The 22862-nt window shown below is 34.2% G+C and carries 19 protein-coding genes; 14 read left to right on the forward strand and 5 right to left on the reverse strand.

Annotation, left to right across the window (positions count from 1 at the left end; translation table 11 throughout):
• Positions 1-2 precede the first annotated feature (2 nt).
• Positions 3-1394, forward strand: coding sequence for a RagB/SusD family nutrient uptake outer membrane protein (locus BUA98_RS11240; RefSeq protein ID WP_072972560.1), 1392 nt, complete (start codon positions 3-5; stop codon positions 1392-1394).
• A gap of 127 nt (positions 1395-1521) precedes the next feature.
• Here the strand turns inward: BUA98_RS11240 and BUA98_RS11245 are convergent, their stop codons facing one another.
• Both BUA98_RS11245 and rocD read right to left on the reverse strand, forming a co-directional pair.
• Entirely contained in the window at positions 1522-1974 is a 453-nt protein-coding gene (locus tag BUA98_RS11245) for a DUF1810 domain-containing protein (RefSeq protein WP_072972561.1), read from the reverse strand.
• 231 nt (positions 1975-2205) lie between these two features.
• Complete coding sequence (rocD, locus tag BUA98_RS11250) at positions 2206-3459, reverse strand: ornithine--oxo-acid transaminase (protein ID WP_072972563.1); 1254 nt, start codon at positions 3457-3459, stop codon at positions 2206-2208.
• A gap of 214 nt (positions 3460-3673) precedes the next feature.
• Here rocD and BUA98_RS11255 point away from each other — a divergent pair, with 214 nt between their 5' ends.
• The 6 genes from BUA98_RS11255 to BUA98_RS11280 all read left to right on the forward strand — a co-directional run bounded on the left by BUA98_RS11255 (position 3674) and on the right by BUA98_RS11280 (position 10287).
• Positions 3674-4126, forward strand: a complete 453-nt coding sequence (locus BUA98_RS11255) for an Lrp/AsnC family transcriptional regulator (protein ID WP_026984584.1) — start codon at positions 3674-3676, stop codon at positions 4124-4126.
• A gap of 26 nt (positions 4127-4152) precedes the next feature.
• Positions 4153-5016 carry a cyanophycinase gene (locus BUA98_RS11260; RefSeq protein WP_072972564.1) on the forward strand — a complete coding sequence of 288 codons (864 nt, stop codon included), beginning with the start codon at positions 4153-4155 and terminating at the stop codon, positions 5014-5016.
• 2 nt (positions 5017-5018) lie between these two features.
• The gene (locus BUA98_RS11265) at positions 5019-7220 is read left to right on the forward strand and encodes a penicillin acylase family protein (RefSeq protein WP_072972566.1); all 2202 of its coding nucleotides are present in this window, start codon (positions 5019-5021) and stop codon (positions 7218-7220) included.
• Between the two features lie 98 nt (positions 7221-7318).
• Positions 7319-8092: a dienelactone hydrolase family protein gene (locus tag BUA98_RS11270; protein WP_072972568.1), complete on the forward strand. Its 774-nt coding sequence runs from the start codon at positions 7319-7321 to the stop codon at positions 8090-8092.
• Between the two features lie 158 nt (positions 8093-8250).
• Positions 8251-9261 (forward strand): DUF3667 domain-containing protein, encoded by a 1011-nt coding sequence (locus tag BUA98_RS11275; RefSeq protein ID WP_072972570.1) that lies wholly within the window; start codon positions 8251-8253, stop codon positions 9259-9261.
• Between the two features lie 9 nt (positions 9262-9270).
• On the forward strand, positions 9271-10287 hold the full coding sequence (locus BUA98_RS11280) for a M28 family peptidase (protein ID WP_072972571.1): 1017 nt from the start codon (positions 9271-9273) through the stop codon (positions 10285-10287).
• Between the two features lie 201 nt (positions 10288-10488).
• Here the strand turns inward: BUA98_RS11280 and rho are convergent, their stop codons facing one another.
• Positions 10489-12324 carry a transcription termination factor Rho gene (gene rho / locus BUA98_RS11285; RefSeq protein ID WP_072972573.1) on the reverse strand — a complete coding sequence of 612 codons (1836 nt, stop codon included), beginning with the start codon at positions 12322-12324 and terminating at the stop codon, positions 10489-10491.
• A 183-nt stretch (positions 12325-12507) separates the two neighbouring features.
• Between rho and BUA98_RS11290 the strand changes: the two genes are divergently transcribed.
• The 3 genes from BUA98_RS11290 to BUA98_RS11300 all read left to right on the forward strand — a co-directional run bounded on the left by BUA98_RS11290 (position 12508) and on the right by BUA98_RS11300 (position 14652).
• On the forward strand, positions 12508-12924 hold the full coding sequence (locus tag BUA98_RS11290) for a DUF4293 domain-containing protein (RefSeq protein ID WP_072972575.1): 417 nt from the start codon (positions 12508-12510) through the stop codon (positions 12922-12924).
• Between the two features lie 147 nt (positions 12925-13071).
• On the forward strand, positions 13072-13734 hold the full coding sequence (locus BUA98_RS11295) for a response regulator (protein WP_072973281.1): 663 nt from the start codon (positions 13072-13074) through the stop codon (positions 13732-13734).
• A gap of 84 nt (positions 13735-13818) precedes the next feature.
• Complete coding sequence (locus tag BUA98_RS11300) at positions 13819-14652, forward strand: sensor histidine kinase (protein WP_244279195.1); 834 nt, start codon at positions 13819-13821, stop codon at positions 14650-14652.
• Positions 14653-14661: 9 nt separating this feature from the next.
• Here the strand turns inward: BUA98_RS11300 and BUA98_RS11305 are convergent, their stop codons facing one another.
• Both BUA98_RS11305 and BUA98_RS11310 read right to left on the reverse strand, forming a co-directional pair.
• The gene (locus tag BUA98_RS11305; RefSeq protein WP_072972579.1) at positions 14662-15156 is read right to left on the reverse strand and encodes a metallophosphoesterase family protein; all 495 of its coding nucleotides are present in this window, start codon (positions 15154-15156) and stop codon (positions 14662-14664) included.
• A gap of 189 nt (positions 15157-15345) precedes the next feature.
• Positions 15346-17259 (reverse strand): SPFH domain-containing protein, encoded by a 1914-nt coding sequence (locus tag BUA98_RS11310; protein ID WP_072972580.1) that lies wholly within the window; start codon positions 17257-17259, stop codon positions 15346-15348.
• 405 nt (positions 17260-17664) lie between these two features.
• Here BUA98_RS11310 and truA point away from each other — a divergent pair, with 405 nt between their 5' ends.
• From truA to lpdA, 4 genes are all read left to right on the forward strand, one after another.
• Positions 17665-18399 carry a tRNA pseudouridine(38-40) synthase TruA gene (gene truA, locus BUA98_RS11315; RefSeq protein ID WP_072972582.1) on the forward strand — a complete coding sequence of 245 codons (735 nt, stop codon included), beginning with the start codon at positions 17665-17667 and terminating at the stop codon, positions 18397-18399.
• An 81-nt stretch (positions 18400-18480) separates the two neighbouring features.
• The gene (locus BUA98_RS11320; RefSeq protein WP_072972583.1) at positions 18481-20235 is read left to right on the forward strand and encodes an ABC transporter ATP-binding protein; all 1755 of its coding nucleotides are present in this window, start codon (positions 18481-18483) and stop codon (positions 20233-20235) included.
• 145 nt (positions 20236-20380) lie between these two features.
• On the forward strand, positions 20381-20965 hold the full coding sequence (locus BUA98_RS11325; RefSeq protein ID WP_072972585.1) for an NUMOD4 domain-containing protein: 585 nt from the start codon (positions 20381-20383) through the stop codon (positions 20963-20965).
• Positions 20966-21312: 347 nt separating this feature from the next.
• The gene (gene lpdA, locus BUA98_RS11330; protein ID WP_070907207.1) at positions 21313-22701 is read left to right on the forward strand and encodes a dihydrolipoyl dehydrogenase; all 1389 of its coding nucleotides are present in this window, start codon (positions 21313-21315) and stop codon (positions 22699-22701) included.
• Positions 22702-22862 lie beyond the last annotated feature (161 nt).

The following is a 22862-nucleotide window of genomic DNA, read 5'->3' on the forward strand; positions in this document are numbered from 1 at the left end:
AAATGAAATCATATAAATTTATCTTATTTATACTGCTTACAGCTTTTATAACAAGCTGTGAAGATGAACTGGAAATTGAACCAAGACAAAATCAAGATTCCGAAGTCACCCTAGGTACTGAAACTGGTATCGTAAATATTTTAAACGGAGCGTACGCCATTGCCGCCGATGCAGATGTTTTTGGTGGAAGAAGCTTAGTTTCTGCTGATTTAATGGCACAAACTGGCTTAACCAGTACTACTGATTTTAGATGGAGAGGAAGTTATGGTGAATTCCGTCAAATGTATACCAAATCAGTTCTGGTAGATAATGCTTTTGTTCGACAAATCTATGCTCGTAATTACGAAATCATTAATGCCGCTAATACCGTAATTGAAAATATTGACAAGGTAGCAGATGCTGATAAAAGAACCAGAATGATAGCTGAAGCTAACTTTTTAAAAAGTTTAGCTTACTTTGATTTAGTTCGTTTCTTCGGATTGCCATATGAGGCGGGCAAACAGAATACACAGCTTGGAGTTATTATAAGACCTAATGCGATTTATGATTTTAATGCCGATCTTTCAAAAGAAAGAAGTACAGTCGAAGAAGTTTACACCCTGATCATTCAGCAATTGAATGATGCTTATAACGGACTTCCTGAGGAGAATAGCTTTTATCCAGACAAATATGCTGCCAAAGCATTATTAGCAAGAGTCTATCTACAACAGCAAAATTATGCGGCGGCCCGTGATGCAGCAAACGAAGTAATAGAAAGCAGCGGAAGAGCATTATCAACTACTTATGCAAATGCTTTTAATCATGATGAAAACCAAATTGAAGATATCTTTGCCATTCAAATTACAAAACAAACAGGTGAAAACGAAATTGTTGTCATGTATGCCTCTGAAGGAAATGGAGGACGTGGCGGTGATGTCGAAATTAGAAATACTTATATCAATAAATTTACAGATCCGAATGATGATCGAGCAAATTTTAACTATGTAAATCCAGATAACGACAGATTACTGACTTCAAAATACACGAACCAATACGGAGATGTGGGGATAATTCGCTTAGCTGAAATGTATTTAATAAGAGCTGAGACTAACTTTAGATTAGGAACTTCTGTTGGAGATACTGCACTAAATGATATCAATTTGATTAGAACCAGAGCACATGCTGAAAATTTTACAGCCCTGACTCTTCCTACTATTTTAAGAGAACGTGAATTAGAACTAGCTATGGAAGGTTTTGCAATTCATGACTTAAAAAGAACAAAAGGTTCTATAGATGTAAATGCAGACGGATCAGAATTGATTCCTTACGATGATCCAACTTTAGTATTCCCAATCCCATTAAGAGAAATGGATGCAAATAAACTAATTACCCAAAACCCGGGTTACGGAAGTTAAATTAAAACCACACCATAAAACAAAAAAACCATCCCTACTAAGGGATGGTTTTTTTTATGTGATTTTATAAATAAGGTTGAAAATTAATATAAAATCTATTTTATTTTTAAATGATGAAAGTTAAAATTTATGATGCCATAGCAATTTGTCTGGATGCTGCTGGCATAGACAATGTGAACGGATCTGAATAACCCGAAAAAAAGGTGTCTAATATTTCCTGAAAAACAGGATGTGCATTTTCAGCCTGAGAAAAAAGTGTCATAGAAGAACGTAATTTTCTTGCACCCAATTCTCCAAGTATAGCCTCAATAGATTTTGTTTTATAATCTAATAAAAGCTGTGAAATCTCAATCAAATGTTTTGATAAAATGGGATGATTAAGAAACTCTTCTGCTTCTGTAAGACCATTGAGAGCATAATAATTAGCAATGGTACTTTTTCCTAAACCTTTTATTTGAGGAAAAATAAACCACATCCAGTGCGTCTCTTTTTTTCCCTTTTTAATTTCAGAAAAAGCAGTAAGATAAAGTTTGTTTTGCGCGTCTAAAAAACGTGTTATATCAGTATTTGAATAAGCCATTTGTGAAATTGAATTTAAGATTATAACTCAGTTTTTGGTTGTTTATCTTCTTTTCGAATAAATAAAACGGTTAATTTTAATTTCTTTATTGAAGACATCCAAAACTACTTAACCTCTTAATCTAAAAGTTATATAATTATTTTAGATCGTTACATAATTTCACATGCATAAAAAAAAAGCTGCAAGACTTTTATCCTGCAGCTTTTTTGCTATGTATATTTTATTATCAACTTAATCTCTAAAATCATTCAAAGATTTCTCAATAATTTCAAGACATTCCTGAATTTGAATTTCTGTCATTACTAATGGTGGTGCCAGTCTGATTTTATTTCCGTGAGTGGGTTTTGCCAATAATCCATTATCTCTAAATCTTAGACAAATTTCCCAAGCTAGATCAGAATCTTCTCCGCAATTAATCACAATCGCATTCAATAAACCTTTTCCACGAACTAATGTGATCAGATTATTTCTTTCAGCAATTTCGTTTAATCCTTTTCTTAAAATGATTCCCAAACGTTCTGCATTTTCAGCCAGTTTTTCCTCTTTAATTACTTCTAAAGCGGCAATAGCAACGGCTGCTGCAACAGGATTTCCTCCAAAAGTAGAACCGTGTTGTCCCGGTTTAATTACATTCATGATTTCGTTGTTACACAAAACTGCTGAAACCGGATAAACTCCTCCAGAAATTGCTTTTCCTAAAATTAAAATATCAGGCTGTACATTTTCATGATGAACGGCTAATAATTTTCCGGTACGCGCAATTCCGGTCTGAACTTCATCAGCAATAAACAAAACATTATGTTTCTCACATAAAGCTTTCGCTTTCGCTAAATAACCTTCAGAAGGCACATATACTCCTGCTTCTCCCTGAATTGGTTCAACTAAAAATCCAGCAATATTTTTTGATGATGCTAAAGCTTTTTCAAGAGCCTCCAAATTATCGTATTCAATTTTTATAAATCCATCTGTAAACGGACCGAAGTTTTTACGTGCAGTTTCATCATTAGAAAATGAAATAATAGTCGTAGTTCTTCCATGGAAATTATTTTCACACACTATAATCTGCGCCTGATTTTCAGGGATTCCTTTTACTTCATAAGCCCATTTTCTACAAACTTTCAATGCTGTTTCAACTGCTTCAGCCCCCGTATTCATTGGTAACACTTTATCAAAACCAAAATAGTTGGTTACAAATTCTTCGTAATTTCCTAATTGATCGTTATAAAAAGCACGAGACGTTAAAGTCAGTTTTTGAGCCTGATCAACCATTGCTTTCACAATTTTAGGATGACAATGCCCTTGATTTACTGCAGAATAAGCCGATAAAAAATCATAATATTTCTTTCCGTCTACATCCCAAACATATACACCTTCTCCTCTTTCCAGTACAACCGGAAGCGGATGATAATTATGAGCGCCGTATTTATTTTCTTTTTCAATCAAAATTTCTGATTTTGACGAAAGGGTATTTTCAGTATGAATCATGATCTTTCTTTTTTAGAGCTACAAAAGTATTTAAAAATATTAATTTAAGCTATTTAAAATCAATATTTGACTTTAATTTTAACCAAATAAGTCAAAACACGTAAATTTTCTACTTAAAAAGTAAAATATGATTTTATCATAAATTCCATTTGAGAACCTTTTATTAAAAAAAATAGTTACTTTTATGAATGTAAAAGTAAACTCAATTTAAAGAATGGAAACATTAGACGAATTTGATATCAATATAATTAAGGAATTGGAAAAAGACGGAAGAATGGCTTTTTCTGCAATTGCTGCTAATTTGAAAATATCAAACACGATGGTGCATCAGCGTATCAACAGAATGATAGAACAAGGGGTAATTGGCGGTATAAAACCAATTATACAAGAAAAAAAGATTGGATATGATTGGGCTTCTTTTACCGGAATAACATTGAACAAAGATTCTGATTCAGATCGAATCATCGAAGCGCTAAAAGATATTCCCGAAATCACTGAATGTTATTATGTAACGGGTTCTTTCACGCTTTACATCAAAATTATCGCGAAGAATCACGAGCATATGCGAAGAATTCTATATGAAAAAATTGACAGTATTCCGGGCATTGCCAAAACCGATTCGATTATTGAATTGGGTTGTGCTTTTAAAAGAAATATTACTTTATAAGAGAATCTACTTAACCCTTTCAATCCATGAAAAATAAATTTCCTTTTAGGTTTTCGTCAAATCAATTTATTGTGCTGCTATTTCTTTTCGTTTGTAATTTTCTCCATGCACAAACACCAAAAGGAAAATTATTTATCATTGGTGGTGGAGATCGTTCTGACGCGTTAATGAAACAAGTTTTGGCTATAGCCGAATTAGGAAAAAAAGATTATATCGTGGTTTTGCCCATGTCGAGTGAAGAGCCGGATAGTTCATTTGTCTTTTTTAAAAACCAAATGGTAAAGCTTACTCAAAATCCAATTGTAATGCTGAATTTCACGGCAGTAACTGCTCAAAATAAAACTTTGACAGACTCTCTTCAAAAAGCAAAATTGATTTTTATAAGCGGCGGTGATCAAAGTCGGTTTATGAATGTGGTACAAAATACACCAATCAAAACGGCAATTCAAAAAGCATATGAAAACGGAAGCACTATTTCCGGTACAAGTGCCGGAGCGGCTGTAATGTCTGAAAAAATGATTACCGGAAACCAGAAACTTCAAAAAGAATATTCTGGCACTTTTGATAATATTCGTTATGATAATTTAGAAACTTCAGAAGGTTTGGGATTATTAAAAACAGCGGTTATTGATCAGCATTTTTTAAAGAGAAACCGTTACAATCGTCTGCTTTCTGCATTGGTTGAATTTCCAACTTTAACCGGAATCGGAATTGATGAAGCGACCGCAATTATCGTTCGAAACAATCAAATTGAAGTTGCTGGAGAAAGCGAAGTTATTGTCGTTAAAAATCCGAAGGGAATTTTAAAATCTAAAAACAATAATCTTATTTCTATTGAAAAATTAGAAATGAGCATTTATACGGCGGGACAAAAATTTAATATCAAGTAAGCATGTTGAATTATTCTAAAATAATAAAACTTACCTTTTTTATTTGCTGCATTAACTTTCAGATTTCGGCACAAAAAAACAATTCAAAAGAAGTTAACCGATTGGAGAAATTAGCGCAACAAGTTACAATTATTCGGGATAATTGGGGCATTCCGCACATATACGGCAAAACAGATGCCGATGCTGTTTTTGGCTTGCTTTACGCTCAATGCGAAGACGATTTCAAAAGGATCGAAATGAATTATATTGAAAAACTGGGCCGTCTTTCAGAAATTAAAGGCCAATCTGTTTTATACAATGATTTAGAAATTAAACTTTTGATTGATGTTGAGGATGCCAAAGCCGATTATAAAAAAGCACCAGCATGGCTTAAAAAATTATTGAATAGTTATGCAGATGCTATCAACTTTTATCTTTACAAACATCCTGAAGTAAAGCCAGTACTTTTAACGCATTTTGAACCTTGGTTTCCTTTGCTTTGGACAGACGGAAGTATTGGCGCCATTAGCACTGCAGATCTTACGACGGCAGAATTAAAAGCTTTTTATTCGGGAAATAATGATAAAGTCGCTTATGTAGAACGAGAAAAATATGTTCAGACTGGATCTAACGGATTTGCTTTTGCACCATCAAAAACGGTTGACGGAAATGCCATTTTATACATTAATCCGCACACTACTTTTTATTTCAGACCCGAAGTTCAAATTACTAGTGAAGAAGGTTTGAATGTTTACGGAGCAGTAACCTGGGGGCAATTCTTTATCTATCAGGGATTCAACGAAAATTGTGGCTGGATGCACACCTCATCAAACGTAGATGTTGCCGATATGTATGCAGAGAAAATCACCAATAAAAACGGAAAACTATTTTACGAATTCGATAAGAAGCTTTTACCGGTAGTCGAAAAGGAAATCACTATAAATTACACGGAAAACGGAAAATTAATTCCGAAGAAATTCAAAACCTATTCCACTAACAATGGCCCTATTATAGCTAAACGTGACGGGAAATGGATCAGTTTAAAATCGAATAATCGTTCGATCACCAGTTTGATTCAGAGTTGGATTCGGACAAAATCTAAAAACTTTGACGATTATAAAAAGGCAATGGATTTAAAAGCCAACACTTCCAACAATACGGTTTATGCCGATAGTAAAGGAAATATCGCATATTGGCACGGCAACTTTATTCCGATAAGAGATAAAAACCTGAATTGGTCAAAAGTTATTGATGGTTCGATTTCCACTACACAATGGAAAGGCTTACATGAAGTTGATGAAACAGTTCATTTATACAATCCGGTAAACGGCTGGCTTCAGAATTGTAATTCAACACCGTATTCTGTTGCGGGAGAAAACAGTCCGAAAGAAGCAAATTATCTGCCTTATATGGCGCCTGACGGAGAAAATTTCAGAGGTGTAAATGCCGTTCGAATTTTCAGCAAAGGCGATAAATATACTTTAGACAAAGTAATCATTGATGGTTATGATTCTAAATTATCCATTTTTGAAGTTTTGATTCCGAGTCTGGTCAATGTTTTTGAAAAAAATATAAAACCGGATTATCCTGATTATAATGAATTATCAGAAGCAATTTCAATTTTAAAAAACTGGGATTATTATGCTAAAGAAAATTCAGTAGCAACCACATTAGCAGTTGAATGGGCCTATAAATTAAACCCTATTATTCAAAAAGCGTACATTGATGAAGGCGAATTGGATCAGGTTGAAAATACCAAAAATTTTGCTGCAACTGCAGGAGTTGACCAATTTATTCCTCAATTAGAAACCGTGTTGAAAGAATTGAAATCGAAATGGGGAACCTGGCAAGTTGCCTGGGGAGAAATTAATCGTTTTCAGCGTTCAAGCGGTGCTATCGATTTGAAATATGAGGATACCAAACCTAGTTTGCCAATTGGTTTTGGCCCGGGTTCCTGGGGAAGTTTGCCTTCTTTCAAAAGCAGTTATCAAAACGGTTCTAAAAAACGTTACGGTTACAACGGAAACAGTTTTGTGTGTGCCGTGGAATTTGGCCCAAAAATAAAAGCTAAATCAGTATTAGCCGGAGGAAATAGTGGCGATGAAAACTCAAAACATTTTACCGATCAGGCAGAAATGTATCAAAAAGGGCAATTTAAGGATGTCTTATTCTACAAAGAAGATATTGTAAAACATGCCGAAAAAACCTATCACCCCGGTGAATAATCAAATTTAAACGTATCTGTTAAATAACCTCGGAAGAAATAGCTTTCGAGGTTTTTTTGTAACATAATATTTCTGATATTTGTTAAAAATTGTAAGAAATGAAAAACTCAATCGCACTTATTTTTGCAACCATACTCTTTTCGGGCAACATGAACGCACAATTAAAACCTGTAAAATACGCTGACGGTGATAAGAAATTAAATGGTTTATCAATAAAAGCTGCTAAAAAAAGCGATAGCAATCCAGGAATTTTACTTTTGCCTGCATGGCTTGGAATTGACACTGCCTCAAAAGAAATTGCTGGGAATTTATCCAAGCTAGGCTATCATGTTTTTATCGCTGATATTTATGGCGAAGGAAACTACCCAAAAAATACTGCAGAAGCAGGAAAACAAGCAGGTTTCTATAAAACGAATTATGAAGCTTATCACAAAAGAATCAATCTTGCGCTACAGGAATTAATCAAATCTGGCGCAAATGCAGATAATATTGTCGTTATCGGATACTGCTTTGGAGGAACGGGAGTTCTTGAAGCTGCACGTGGTCATTTGAACGTAAAAGGAGTGGTTTCATTCCACGGAGGTTTAGGTAAAGACGCTGCCCGACCTGCAACACCAATTACTACTAAAGTTCTAGTTTGTCACGGAGCTGATGATCCCTTTGTTTCTAAAGAGGAAATTGCTGCCTTTCAGCAGGAAATGCGTGATTCAAAAGCCGATTGGCAAATGATTTACTATTCAGATTCTGTTCACTCTTTCACTAATCCGGAAGCAGGAAATGACAATTCTAAAGGAGCTGCCTACAATGCTGTTGCCGCTAAGCGATCATTTGAACATTTGAAATTATTTCTTGATGAAGTGTTAAAAAAATAACACTTGCTTTAATGGCACGCCGATGACGCCGATTAAACGGATTTACGCAGATAATTATTTATTCCCACTGGCTAAAAAAACCAGCGTAAACCGGTTTAAATCCGTAACATCCGCGGGCAAAAAAAAAACTAAAACCCAAAAACAACCAAAACTAACCAATGTCACATAGTCCAATTAGAAAAGATAAAACCTGTTTAAATTGCAGGCATGTCGTTGAACAAAAATTTTGTCCAAATTGCGGGCAGGAAAATACAGATTCAAGAAAAACATTTCATCATTTATTTATTCATTTTTTTGAAGATTTAACGCATTATGAAAATGCATTTTGGAAAACGATCAAAAATCTTCTTTTTAAACCTTCCACTTTAACTAAAGAATATTTATCCGGAAAAAGATTATCGTATCTGGCCCCTGTTCGTCTTTATATTTTTATCAGTTTTATTACTTTCCTTTTAATTGCCATGTTTCCGAACAAGGTAACTGAGAATCTTACCAAAGGTGAAAAAGAAATTAGTTCAAATTTTGAAAAATCCAGTAAAGATAAAACTGAAATTTTAAAAGATAAAAACTACATTGAATCAAAAACAATGAAACAAGTCAATAAAAATTACTTTCAATTAAAAACAATGAAAGAAATTGACTCTGTTCAAAAGTATGGAAAAGAGAGCGAAAAACTTTCTGATTTTCAATATTGGGTTTATGAAAAAGCTGTGCATGTTACGGAGCATAATACCAAAAAGGAAATTATCGCAAAATTCATCGAGTCTTTTATTCATAATATCCCCAAAATTCTGTTCATTATAATGCCTTTCTTTGCCTTCTTTTTATGGATTTTTCATAGCAAAAAGAAATGGTACTATTTTGATCACGGTATTTTCACCTTACATTATTTCTCCTTTTTACTTTTAATATTTCTCCTTTTATTTATCATCACCAGAATACTTGGCTTATTTGGAGAAAATGGCCTAATTACTTTCGTCAGTAATATTATTAATTTTGTTGGAATTGTCTGGATGTCTTATTATTTTTATCCGGCACATCATCGTTTTTATGGTGAAACCAGAATAGTTTCATTTGTTAAAAGTTTTATCTTATTCTTTATAAACTTCTTTTTTATCCTATTTTTACTCACTTTTTACGTGCTATATATATTTATCAACTTACACTAAACTACATCAATGAAAAAAATTGCAATTCTATTACTAATTGCTTCAGCATTTTCATGTAAAAATGTACAGTCTGTTACTTCAAAAGACAACTCAGACCCTACCAAATACATGAACTCGATTAAAGCAAAGGACTTAAAAAAAATGCTTTATGTTATTGCCTCTGATGAAATGGAAGGCCGTGAAACTGGCTCAAAAGGTCAGAAAAAAGCAGGACTTTACATGATTGAGCAATACAAGAAAAATAAAGTCTCGTTCCCAAAAGGTGCAACAGATTATTACCAACATATTCCAGCAGCATTTTTAAATGCAAAGCGAAATCAAAACCTACCGGATTCTGAAAATATCTGGGCCTACATTGAAGGTTCTGAAAAACCAGATGAAGTTTTGGTGATTTCAGCGCATTACGATCACATTGGAATTAAAAAAGGAGAAATCTATAATGGAGCTGATGATGACGGTTCTGGAACAGTAGCAGTTATAGAAATGGCCAAAGCATTTGCAAAAGCAAAAAAAGAGGGACATGGACCAAAACGCTCTATCTTGTTTCTACATGTAACTGGTGAAGAACATGGTTTACACGGTTCTCGTTATTATTCTGAAAACCCATTGTTTCCAATTGCAAACACTATTAGTGACATCAATATCGACATGATTGGACGTCGTGACGTTGAACATGCTAAAAGCAACAATTATGTCTATGTAATTGGTGCTGACAGACTTTCAACAGATTTAGATAATGCTGTTGTTGCTCAAAATAACAAATACACCAAATTAGATTTAGATTATAAATTTAACGATCCTAAAGACCCTAATCATTTTTATGAGCGTTCTGATCATTATAACTTCGCAAAATTTGGTATCCCTGCCGTTTTCTTCTTCAATGGAGTGCATGAAGATTATCACCAAAAAGGTGATGAACCAGAAAAAATTGAATACGACGCTTTAACAAAAAGAACACAATTAGCGTTTGTTGTGGCCTGGGATTTAGCCAATAGAGAAAATAGACCGGTAGTGGATAAGAAATAGGTTCTTATTTTAGGGACAAAGGTTCAAAGTTGCAAAGGTTCAAAGGTCTTTTTTAAAGTTTATTAAATTCTGAGCAACTAATTTTATAAAGACAAAAATAAAAAAGGGATGAGTTTAAAAACTCATCCCTTTTTTTATATATTCTAAATTCCTAAAAGAGAAACCTCTGAACCTTTGCAACTTTGAACCTTTGCAACTTTTTTAGTCATTCATAGAAATCAAAAACTCTTCGTTATTTCTAGTTTTCTTGAAACGATCGTTTACAAAATCCATAGATTCAACCGGATTCATATCAGATAGATATTTACGCATGATCCACATTCTTTGTAATGTTTTCTCGTCTAGTAACAAATCATCACGACGTGTACTTGAAGACGTAAGATCGATTGCAGGGAAAATACGTTTGTTTGCAATTTTACGATCCAATTGAAGTTCCATGTTACCGGTTCCTTTAAATTCTTCAAAGATAACCTCGTCCATTTTAGAACCCGTTTCAGTCAATGCTGTTGCTATGATACTTAATGATCCACCGTTTTCAACATTTCTTGCTGCTCCAAAGAAACGTTTTGGTTTTTGCAATGCATTAGCATCAACACCTCCACTCAATACTTTTCCGGAAGCTGGCTGAACTGTATTGTAAGCTCTTGCCAAACGTGTAATCGAATCTAATAAGATTACAACATCATGTCCGCATTCAACTAAACGTTTTGCTTTTTCTAAAACAATATTGGCAATTTTTACGTGTTCTTGTGGTTCTCTGTCAAAAGTAGAAGCGATAACTTCTCCACGAACACTTCTTTGCATATCTGTAACCTCCTCAGGGCGCTCATCAATCAAAAGCACGATTAAATAAACTTCAGGATGGTTGGCTGCAATCGCATTAGCAATGTCTTTTAACAACATTGTTTTACCGGTTTTCGGTTGTGCGACTATCATACCACGCTGACCTTTTCCTATTGGAGAAAATAAATCGATAATACGAGTTGAAACAGAACTTCCTTTTTCGGCTAATTTGAATTTTTCAGAAGGAAAAACCGGAGTCAAGTGTTCGAAAGAAACTCTGTCGCGAACAACCTGTGGATCGTGACCATTAATTTTTAGTACACGAACTAAAGGAAAAAACTTCTCGCCTTCTTTAGGAGGACGAACCACTCCTTTTACAGTATCACCGGTTTTAAGACCAAATAATCTGATTTGTGAAGTTGATAAATAAATATCATCCGGAGAGGCTAAATAATTATAATCTGATGAACGCAAGAAACCGTATCCGTCAGGCATCATTTCAAGAACACCTTCACTTTCAATAATTCCATCAAATTCAAAATCTGAATCTCTGAAATTATTCTTTTTATTTTTATGATTTGGGTTTTGGTTTCCGTTATTCCCGTTCCCATTTCCATTTCCATTTGTATTTTGATTTGGATTCTGGTTTGGGTTTTGGTTCGGATTTTGATTTTTATTCTGATTTGGATTTATCTTTTTTACCGGAGCAGCTCCTTCAACTTTTTCAGTAACTGGTGCCGGAGCAATAGTTTCTGCTTCAATTTCGGTTGTTTGTTCAGAAGTAACTTCTTTTTCCTTTTGTAAAGCAACCTTTTTCTCGTAAGCAGATTTATTAAATTTTACGATTTTTGGCCCTTTTTTCTCTACCGGTGCTGATTCTGCAGCTTCGTGAGCTTTTGGAGCCGGCTGAATTTTTGCGTTTGGTTTTGAAATTTTAGGTGTTACCACTTTTTCAGGTGCCTCCTCTATCTTTTCGGCTGTTTCCTCTACCTTATTAAACTCTAAAACAGGAGCATCTTTACTAATTGCTGCTTTTTTAACCGGAAGAATCCTTGCTCTCTTAGGTTTATCATCTGCTATTTCTGCCTGGGGCGCAACATTGACAGGCGGCTTTTCAGTCGTTTCCTGATGTGCTAAAATCTGACTTATTAAAGTCTCTTTTTTAACGCCATTAAACTTTATAGTTTTAGCTAACTTAGCTATTTCTTGAAGCTCAGAAAGCTTCATTTCTTTTAATGCAGAAATATCAAACATGAATATTCTATGAATTTAATTATTTTAAAGGAAATACTGTAAAAAGAATAGGTAGATAATTGTTTTCAATTGACCGCAGTATGAAGTGCTTACGGTATTATGATGCAATAATACGAATAAAATTTAATCATACAATAGTATTTTAAAAAAAGAAAATATATTTTTGTAAAACAATTTTAGACCATGATACAAAGAATTCAAACCGTTTATTTACTTCTTACCTTTGTTGTAACAGGGGTTTTAATGTTTTTTATTCCGCTTTGGACATTAAACACCGGAAAAGCATTCTATTTTATGCAAGACCAGTTTTACACCATTCTATTAGGTCTAAGTACAATGCTTACAATTATCAGCATTATTTCATACAAAAAGAGACAAAATCAGTTTGTTATGGGCAGACTGAACATAATATTAAATTTAATTTTATTAGGATTATTTGTATATCGCTCTCTAAATTTATCTGGAGAGACAGTTAACGCTGTTTCAGAGAAAGGTATTGGGATGTTTCTACCGATTGTTGCTATCGTGTTATTAGTTTTAGCTAATAAGGCCATCAAGAAGGATGAAGATCTCGTAAAATCTGTAGACCGTTTGAGGTAAACCTATAAACTTAATTTTTTTGTGCGAAGAGAACCCGAATTTATATTCGGGTTTTTTTGTGCCTTAAAATGACATAATCTGACTTTATTGAGGCTTTTAGATAAAACACCTTCTTTCTAATTTTGCCCTTCATTTCCAAAATCAATGATAACAAATAAAATAAAGATACATCTGGCCGATGATCATCAGGTACTGATCGATGGTCTTACCAATTTATTGCAAACCGTTTCTAATTTTGAAGTAGTTGGAAATTCCTTGAATGGTACTACTATATATGACGATGTTCTTCAAAACAATGCTGACATTTTAGTTCTCGATATAAGCATGCCTGAGAAAGATGGTATCAAAGTATTACAGGAATTTTATAGCAACAACAGTTCTTGCAAAGTCATTATTTTATCCAGTTATGATGAACTAAAAATCATTAAGGAAGTAATGAAATTAAATGCAAAAGGTTATCTGACCAAAAAATGCGCCGGCGAACATATCATTCAGGCTATTAATAATGTTTATCAGGGACAAGAGTATTTTAGTGATGCTGTGAGAGAGAAAATCTTCCACGTTTTCACACACGATAATTCTAAATTAAATAAAGACATCTACATCGAAAATCCGATTTTAACTCCCCGTGAAATTGAGATTGTCGCATTAATTTCGCTGGAATATAGTGGAAAAGAAATAAGTGAACAACTTTTCATCAGTACCAATACGGTCGAAACCCATCGCAAAAACATTATGAGAAAATTGCAGACTAAAAATACTATTGGTCTGGTTAAATACGCTTTAAAAAACAATTTAATTAATCCTTAGATGTTTTTTATTAGATTTTTAGTCGTCCTTCTCTTTTCCTTTACGTCTAATAGAATTCCAGTTTTTAGTCAGCAAAAAGAGATATTGAAAGTAGAAATTCAAACAAGTGAGAAATCAAAAAAAGCTACCATTTCTGAACTTCATAAATACGAACAATTAAGAAACAAAAAAGTAGTCAGCTTATTTATCATCTTAATTGTAATTTTATTTTTTCTGTTTTATTTCTTCTACCAGAACAATCAACTAAAACAGAAAATAAAACGAAAAGACATCAAACAAAGAATACTGCTTAATGTCATTAATGCCGGAATTGACAATCAGGAAGTAGAGCGAAAAAAAATTGCTTCTTTTTTACATGACAACGTCAACTCACTTTTATCATCAGCAGGATTGCATTTAAATGTCTTCACTACCCAAAACAATATTAATTCGGAAGAAATTCAGAAAACAAAAGCAATTCTGGCAGAAGTCCATGATCTTTTGCGTGACATATCTCACGATCTTGTTCCCGCTCTCTTAGTTCGTTTTGGACTCCTTTATGCCCTCGAAGATTTATGCGAAAGAAATTCTAATTCGAGTATTGTTTTTGAATTTTCAAGTACAATTCCGACAGAAAAAAGATATGTTGAAAAATTCGAAATGAAGCTTTATTTTATTGTTTCTGAGCTTTTCAGTAATATTATAAAACATAGCGAAGCAGAAAAAACCACAATTTCTTTAATCGAAAAAAACAATCGATTAGTTATTGTAATTCATGATAATGGAAAAGGCTTCACAACTAAAAAAACAAAAGATGCAGAAGGTTTCGGCCTTAACAGAATCAGAGCCCGAATTAAAAAATTCAAAGGAAGTTTTACTATAGATTCAAAACCCAATGAAGGAACAAAGATTAGAATTAAAATTCCGCTTCCTCATTAAGTGAAAAGATCATTTTTTCCCTATTTCAATAATCTCCAAGTCTTTAATTTTATCATCTTCAATCACAAAACGTAGCATGGTTCGCATTTGATGAAATCCGCTTTTCCCACATGCACCGGGATTCATATGTAGCAAATTGTTCTTTTTATCAAACATTACTTTTAAAATGTGCGAATGTCCACAAATAAATAATTTAGGAGGATTCAACGTCATTTCTTCTCTAATCGCCGGATTATATTTTCCCGGATAACCTCCAATATGCGTAATCCAAACTGAAACATTTTCACATGAAAAACGATTGTGTAAAGGAAATTCCAATCTCGCTTCTGCCCCATCAATATTACCATACACACAACGTAAAGGTTTTAGCTTTTTAATGGTATCGGTAACATGCAAATCTCCAATATCTCCGGCATGCCAAACTTCATCGGCCTGAGCCACATATTTTAAAATAGTATCATCAATATGACTGTGAGTATCGGAAAGGAGGAGGATTTTGATCATTCTTTTTTAAGGGGCAAAGGTTCAGAGGTACAAAGGTACAAAGGTTTTTTTTAAAGGTGCTAAGGTTCTAAGATACTAAGTTGTTAAGTTTTTTTATTAAAAAAAACCGATTTGCTTTCGCAAACCGGATTTGTATCCTAACAGGTTTTAAAAACCTGTTAGGTATTGTTATATAACATCTGGATTTAATTAATTCTTAGAATTTTTACCATCCTTTGAATCTTTGGTATCCATCATTTCCATTAGTTTTAATCCTAATAAACCGCTTATTGAACCATCAGATCCACCATTTCCGGAAATTAATACATCTGGAATTACTTTGATATTTCCTTTACCAATTTCCTCGGTAACTTTATATCTTGTAAAGTTGTCTCCACCCATTGCGCTTACTTGCAATTGATACGATTCTGCAGTTGACTTACCAATTGCCATGATTTTTTCTGCTTCAGCCAAACCTGTTTTCGAGATTCTTTCTGCTTCTGCGCTTGCATTCAATTTGGTTGCTTCAGCCTGTGCTCCTGCTCTTGCTTTTGTTGCTTCGGCTTCTGCATTAGCACGCATTTTTGTAGCTTCTGCTTCAGCATTTACATTCAATTTTAAACTGGTTGCGTCTCCTTCTGCTTTTTTAACCGTTGCATCAGCCGTTCTTTGAGCAATTTCAACACTTTGCGAAGCTCGAACAATTTCTTTCTGCATATCTGCAATCGCAGTTTCTTTCTCCATTCCCTGACGCTGCTCTTGTGCCATTCTTTGGGTTTGATAGGTTTTCTGCTCTTCTTCTGCCAATTTTCTGTCCGTTAATGTTTTCATTAATGAATCTGGCGGAACGATATCTCCAATCAAAGTATCAACTGCATTTACGTTGTATTCATCCAATACCAATTTAATATGATTTTTAGCCGATTCCTGACGTTCTTTTCTGGTACTTAAGAAAGATATTACATCACTATCCTGAGCTGAGTTTCTGAAATAGTTACCAATTGTAGGCTCTAAAACCTGAGAAACCAAGTTATTCATACTACCAAAACGCGCAATTACTTTTGGTGCTTCGGCCGCTGGCACGTGAATAATCTGCGCCACATCTAAATTAAACGGGAAACCATCTTTTGAACGAACGGTAATCGTTGAAAGGTTTTTATCCAAATCATGCGATTCACTTCTGGCATTTGCCCAATTCAAAACTAAATTAGTTGTAGGAACGGGTTCTAGTTTTGTTGTGTATTTATTCAACGCATATTTTCCCGGACCAAAAGGTTCCATCCAAACACCGCGTTGTCCTTTTGAAACAATGTTTCCGTGTTTAAATGTATCACCGGTTACATCCTGACCGTCTTCTCCAATATAAGAAATCACCACTCCCACATATCCAATTGGCACATCAGTCATTGGATTTTGTTCAATCTGAATTCCCCATGTATTAATATAGTAAGATCCTGCCAACATTACCTGAGGCTGCAAACCACGATTTCCGCCAGTATCTAAAAATTTGTCAAAATCCTGAAAATTATTATGGCCTTCAACAAACTTACCTGCAATTTGTCCTTGCGGAATTGGTTCTCCATCCAAAGCGGTTACGATACCAATCATGTTCTCATAAATCTTGATTTGGTCCGCAATTACGATTTCGAAAAGGAACGTATTAATACGATACGATCCTGTTGTAATAAAAGCAGTCTGACGTCCTTTCTGTCCTCCATTGTCTAAGAAAAAAGTAGCATCCTGAAAATTATCACTATCTACCTTTCTGGCTAAGATTCGTCCTGTTGGTATCTCCTGTCCGTCTTTACTTAAAACCAATCCAATTTTTCCTTCCGGAATAACGGTAAATCCAGTCATGTCAATTGAATATTGCCAGATCCACATTCCCCAGTACAAACCTGGAGCAAGCGTTTTTGCCTGATAACCTGCTTCACCTTTTGTCGCAATAATACGACCATCCGGAAGCGACCTGTCGGTACCAAACAAAACAAATTTTTTGGTCACAAGACCAATTTTATCTTCGGGAACCATTACCATTCCGAAGAAAACGCGCAAAATAAATTTGTAAAAAATGATGGAGAATAAGATTAAAATAATCCACCAGTAAGAAGTAATTTCATTCATGATTTTTGATATTTAGACTACAAACATAGGAGAAATATTTCCTGTTAAAATGAAATATTTTCAAAATTAACGTTTAACTACTTTTTCAAAAAAAAGTAAAAAAAATGCTTTGATTAAATCGTTGGAATTGTCAATTTCTGACACGATTTTTTGCTGTGTAAACTATGATTGGTATTTTGGGTTTTAACAGTTCTTGAGAAAGGTACATAGGTTGAGAGTGGCAAAGGTTCAAAGGTTTTTATTGACGAATGCAAAATTGAACGTCTTTAGAAATTTATCTTTTTTTTATACAGCAATGTATCTTTGCAACAAAAAAATCTTTGAACCTTTGTCCCTTTGTGACTTTGAACCTATAAAGAAAAAAATCTTTGTACCTTTGCCTCTCTGAACCTTTGAACCTTTACCTTGAGATATTTTATTCAATTTGCTTATAACGGAACACATTATCATGGCTGGCAATTTCAGCCGAATGCTTCTTCCGTTCAGGAAACTTTAAACAAAGCACTTTCAGTTTTATTGAATGCTCCTATAAATGTTATGGGCGCCGGGCGAACGGATACCGGAGTTCATGCTCAGGAAATGTATGGCCATTTTGATTTCGAAACTCAGATTGATGTTCCGACTTTGGTACACAAACTAAATTCTTATCTTCCAAAAGACATTGCGATATTTGACATTATATTGGTTCATGATGAAGCACATTGCCGATTTGATGCTACAAAACGAACATATGAATACCATATCAACACTGTTAAAAATCCATTTTTGGAGGAATTGAGTTGGTATTTTAATCAAAAATTAGATGTAGTTTTGATGAATGAAGCGGCAAAGATTTTGTTAAATCATACCGACTTTCAATGTTTTTCAAAAGTAAATACAGATGTCAACACATTTGATTGCACGATTTTTGAGGCCTATTGGAAACAAGAAAATAATAAGCTAATTTTTACCATTTCGGCAAATCGTTTTTTAAGAAATATGGTTCGCGCCATTGTTGGAACTTTGGTAAATGTTGGGTTACATAAAATTACTCTTGCTGATGTTGAAAATATCATTGCGAGTAAAAGCAGAGAAAAGGCCGGGTTTTCGGTTCCTGCACATGGTTTATATTTAACCGAAATTAAATACGATTATTTATAGCTTTAGGCTTTAAGCTGTAGGCATTACGCCTTATTTTTTAGCCTATAGCTTAAAGCCTAAAGCTTAAAGCAAAAAAACATAATGAAAGCAAAAGCATTCGATACTGGATTATTCAAACGAATTTTAACCTATACAAAGCCTTATAAATGGCGCTATTACGGCGTTATTATTTTTGCAGTCTCACTTTCTATTTTTGCTGCACTTCGCCCCTACTTATTAAAACAAACGGTCGACGGCTATATCAAGACCCATGATAAGTACGGCTTATTGATGTACATTATATTAATGGGGTTAGTTCTTATAATGGAAGTTTTTTCCCAATTCTATTTTGTGTATTGGGCCAACTGGTTGGGACAGGACATTGTAAAAGACATTCGCACCAAACTTTTCAAACATATTTTGAGCTTCAGAATGAAATATTTTGATTTGGTTCCGGTTGGCCAATTGGTAACCAGATCAGTATCAGATATTGAATCGATTGCGCGTATTTTCAGCCAGGGATTGTTTATGATCATCAGTGATATGATGAAAATGCTGGTCGTACTGATTTTTATGTTTTATATGAACTGGAAACTGACCTGGATTGTAATTGTCGCGATGCCAATTCTGGTTTACATTACCCGAATTTTTCAACGTAAAATGCAGGTTGCTTTTGAAGAAGTTCGTACGCAGATTGCCAATATGAATTCATTTGTACAAGAACGCGTTACGGGAATGAAAATCGTACAACTCTTTAACAGAGAAAGAATCGAAGCGGAGAACTTTAAAGAAATCAATAATAAACATCGCGTTGCCTGGATCAAAACGATTCTATACAACTCGATATTCTTCCCTATTGCTGATATTATTTCGTCTATAACTTTAGGATTAGTTGTCGTTTATGGCGGATTTAAAATCCTGAACGGAGATCATTTTACGACTTTTGGAGATTTATTCTCTTATACAATGTTCATCGGGATGTTGTTTAACCCATTGCGTCAGATTGCGGATAAATTTAATGAGATGCAATTAGGAATGATTGCAGCTAATCGTGTTTTTGATATTATCGATACACAAGATCACATTCAGGATACGGGAACGATTGAAGCTCCTATTTTTGATGGAAGTATTGAATTTAAGGATGTACGTTTCAGTTATATTCCGGAAGAAGAAGTTATTAAAGGAATTGATTTATCTGTTGATGCAGGACAAACAATTGCTATTGTAGGTTCTACAGGAGCAGGAAAATCAACTATCATTAACTTGTTGAATCGTTTTTATGAAATCAACAGTGGAACCATTTTTATCGACGGACATAATATTGAGAATTATACTTTGGCATCCTTAAGAAAACAGATTGCAGTGGTGCTACAAGATGTGTTTTTATTTGCCGATACAATTTACAATAATATTACTTTACAAAATCCTGAAATTACCCGTGAACAGGTTTTGAACGCTGCGAAAAAAATTGGCGTACACGATTTCATTATGAGTTTGCCTGATAATTATGATTTTGATGTAAAAGAACGTGGTGTTATGTTATCCTCAGGACAACGCCAATTGATTGCTTTTTTACGTTCGTATGTGAGCAATCCTAGTATTTTGATTTTGGATGAAGCCACTTCTTCTATTGATACTTATTCTGAAGAATTAATTCAGCGTGCAACCGAAACTATTACCAAAGGAAGAACTTCTATTATAATTGCACATCGATTAGCGACGATTGTAAATGCAGATAAAATCGTTGTAATGGACAAAGGATTAATTGTCGAACAAGGTACTCATCAGGAATTATTGAATAAGGCAGAAGGTTATTACAAAAATTTATACGATTCACAATTTTCAGTTGCAAACTAGATTTCGAAATGCTAAAAAAGTTCTTAAAAAAGTTAAATTAGCGTTATAGGAATCATAAATGTAATAATCTGAGGAAATTATGTAACTTTTTTAACTTTTGGTTTTTTTATCTTTGAGATATATAGAAATCAAAATGTAAAAGAAAATGCCACAAAACAGATTTTACCCAAACGAACAATTCAAAGAAATAGAAATAAATGCTTCATTACAATTACGTTACGCCATTTCAAACAGAGGCCGTTTAATAAGCTTTACTGACGAAATTGAAAACGGCCGCATCCTAAAAGGCGGTTTGAGTGATGGTTATCCTACCTTTAGATTTAAAGTTAAAAAAGACGACAAAATTGTCAACAAATACCTCTTTTTATACAAATTAGTTGCCCAATATTTTCTTCCAAAAGAATCTGAAGAGCAAACTTATGTTTTGCATTTAGACTACAACCGAAGTAATGACGATGTCAGCAACTTACGCTGGGCAACAAAAGCCGAAATGATGGCGCACAGCCGTAAAAGTCCGCGTGTAATTCAGGCAAAGAAAAATCTTATTGAACACAACTTAAAAGCAGACGGACGAAAATTAACTACGACTAAAGTTATGTTGATCAAGAAAATTTTGGCAAGACCGGAACAAAAAACTCGTCTTAAAATGATTGCCAAACAATTTGGCGTAAGCGAAATGCAAATCAGACGTATTGCCAGCGGAGAAAACTGGGGACACGTGAAAGTTTAATTATAAATTGTGAATTGTAAATGGTTAATTGATCATTGCAGTCACTTTGCACGAAGTCGAAGGTCTTTCATACGAAAGGACTTCGACTTCGTTTCTTTTTGATAAACAATTTAATTTGAGACTTCGCTTTTAAATCTGATTTTTCACTTCATAATTCACAATTTACAATTAACAATTACTTAAGTTTCTGTGAAAAGGTCAAAATCAGCGCGGGTAAAAATAAATTTTAAAGTGTTTTTTAAAATAAATCCTTAAATTCGCAATCACAAATAACAAAAGAAAAATCGAAGAGTGAGTTTCGGAATTATAAACCTCATTTTCGGTTATAAATACTAAAAACCAAAAAAATGAAATACGACGTTATTGTTTTAGGAAGTGGTCCTGGCGGATATGTAACAGCGATTAGAGCTTCACAATTAGGCTTTAAAGTAGCTGTAGTTGAAAAAGAAAACCTTGGTGGTGTATGTTTAAACTGGGGATGTATCCCAACTAAAGCGTTACTAAAATCAGCTCAGGTTTTTGATTACTTAAAACACGCTTCAGACTACGGATTAAAAGTTTCTGAATTCGATAAAGATTTCCCTGCAGTTGTACAACGTAGCCGTGGTGTTGCTGAAGGAATGAGCAAAGGAGTTCAGTTCTTAATGAAAAAAAACAAAATTGACGTTATTGAAGGTTTTGGAAAACTAAAACCAGGTAAAAAACTTGACGTTACAGATAAAGACAATAAAGTTACTGAATACAGTGCTGACCATATTATTATTGCGACCGGAGCTCGCTCTCGTGAGTTGCCAAACTTACCTCAGGACGGTGTAAAAGTTATTGGATACCGTCAGGCAATGACATTACCAACGCAACCAAAATCTATGATCATTGTAGGTTCTGGCGCAATTGGAGTTGAGTTTGCACACTTTTACAACTCAATGGGAACAGAAGTTACTATTGTAGAATTCATGCCAAACGTAGTTCCTGTTGAAGATGAAGATATCTCAAAACAATTTGAGCGTTCTTTGAAAAAAGCCGGAATTAAAGTAATGACTAATTCATCTGTTGAGCGTATCGATACAACTGGTGCGGGAGTAAAAGCATTCGTTAAAACGGCAAAAGGAGAAGAAGTTCTTGAGGCTGATATTGTACTTTCTGCTGTTGGAATCAAAACAAACATTGAAAACATCGGTTTAGAAGAAGTTGGAATTGCTGTTGACAGAGATAAAATCTTAGTAAACGCTTACAACGCAACTAACATTCCTGGTTACTACGCTATTGGAGACGTTACTCCAGGACAAGCTTTGGCTCACGTAGCTTCTGCTGAAGGTATCAACTGTGTAGAAAAAATTGCTGGTTTACACGTAGACCCAATCGATTACGGAAACGTTCCTGGTTGTACTTACGCAACTCCTGAAATCGCTTCTGTTGGTTTAACTGAAAAACAAGCTAAAGAAAAAGGTTACGAATTAAAAATTGGTAAATTCCCATTCTCAGCTTCAGGAAAAGCTAAAGCTGCCGGAACTCCAGACGGATTCGTAAAAGTAATTTTCGACGCTAAATACGGAGAATGGTTAGGATGCCACATGATTGGTGCTGGTGTTACAGATATGATTGCTGAGGCAGTTGTAGCTCGTAAACTAGAAACTACAGGTCATGAAATCTTAAAATCTATTCACCCTCACCCAACGATGAGCGAGGCTGTTATGGAAGCTGTGGCTGATGCTTACGGCGAAGTAATTCACTTGTAAAACTAAGATGAGACGCACTGCTGTGCGCCTCCACAGTTACATATAATTTTCAATTTAAAAATCCGATTTGTGAAAGCAAGTCGGATTTTTTATTTTGTATTTAATTCTTCATCAAAAACAAACCTATTTATTTTTATAACTTTACAATAAATAAAATTATT

It is taken from the genome of Flavobacterium saccharophilum, assembly GCF_900142735.1.
GTDB lineage: Bacteria > Bacteroidota > Bacteroidia > Flavobacteriales > Flavobacteriaceae > Flavobacterium > Flavobacterium saccharophilum.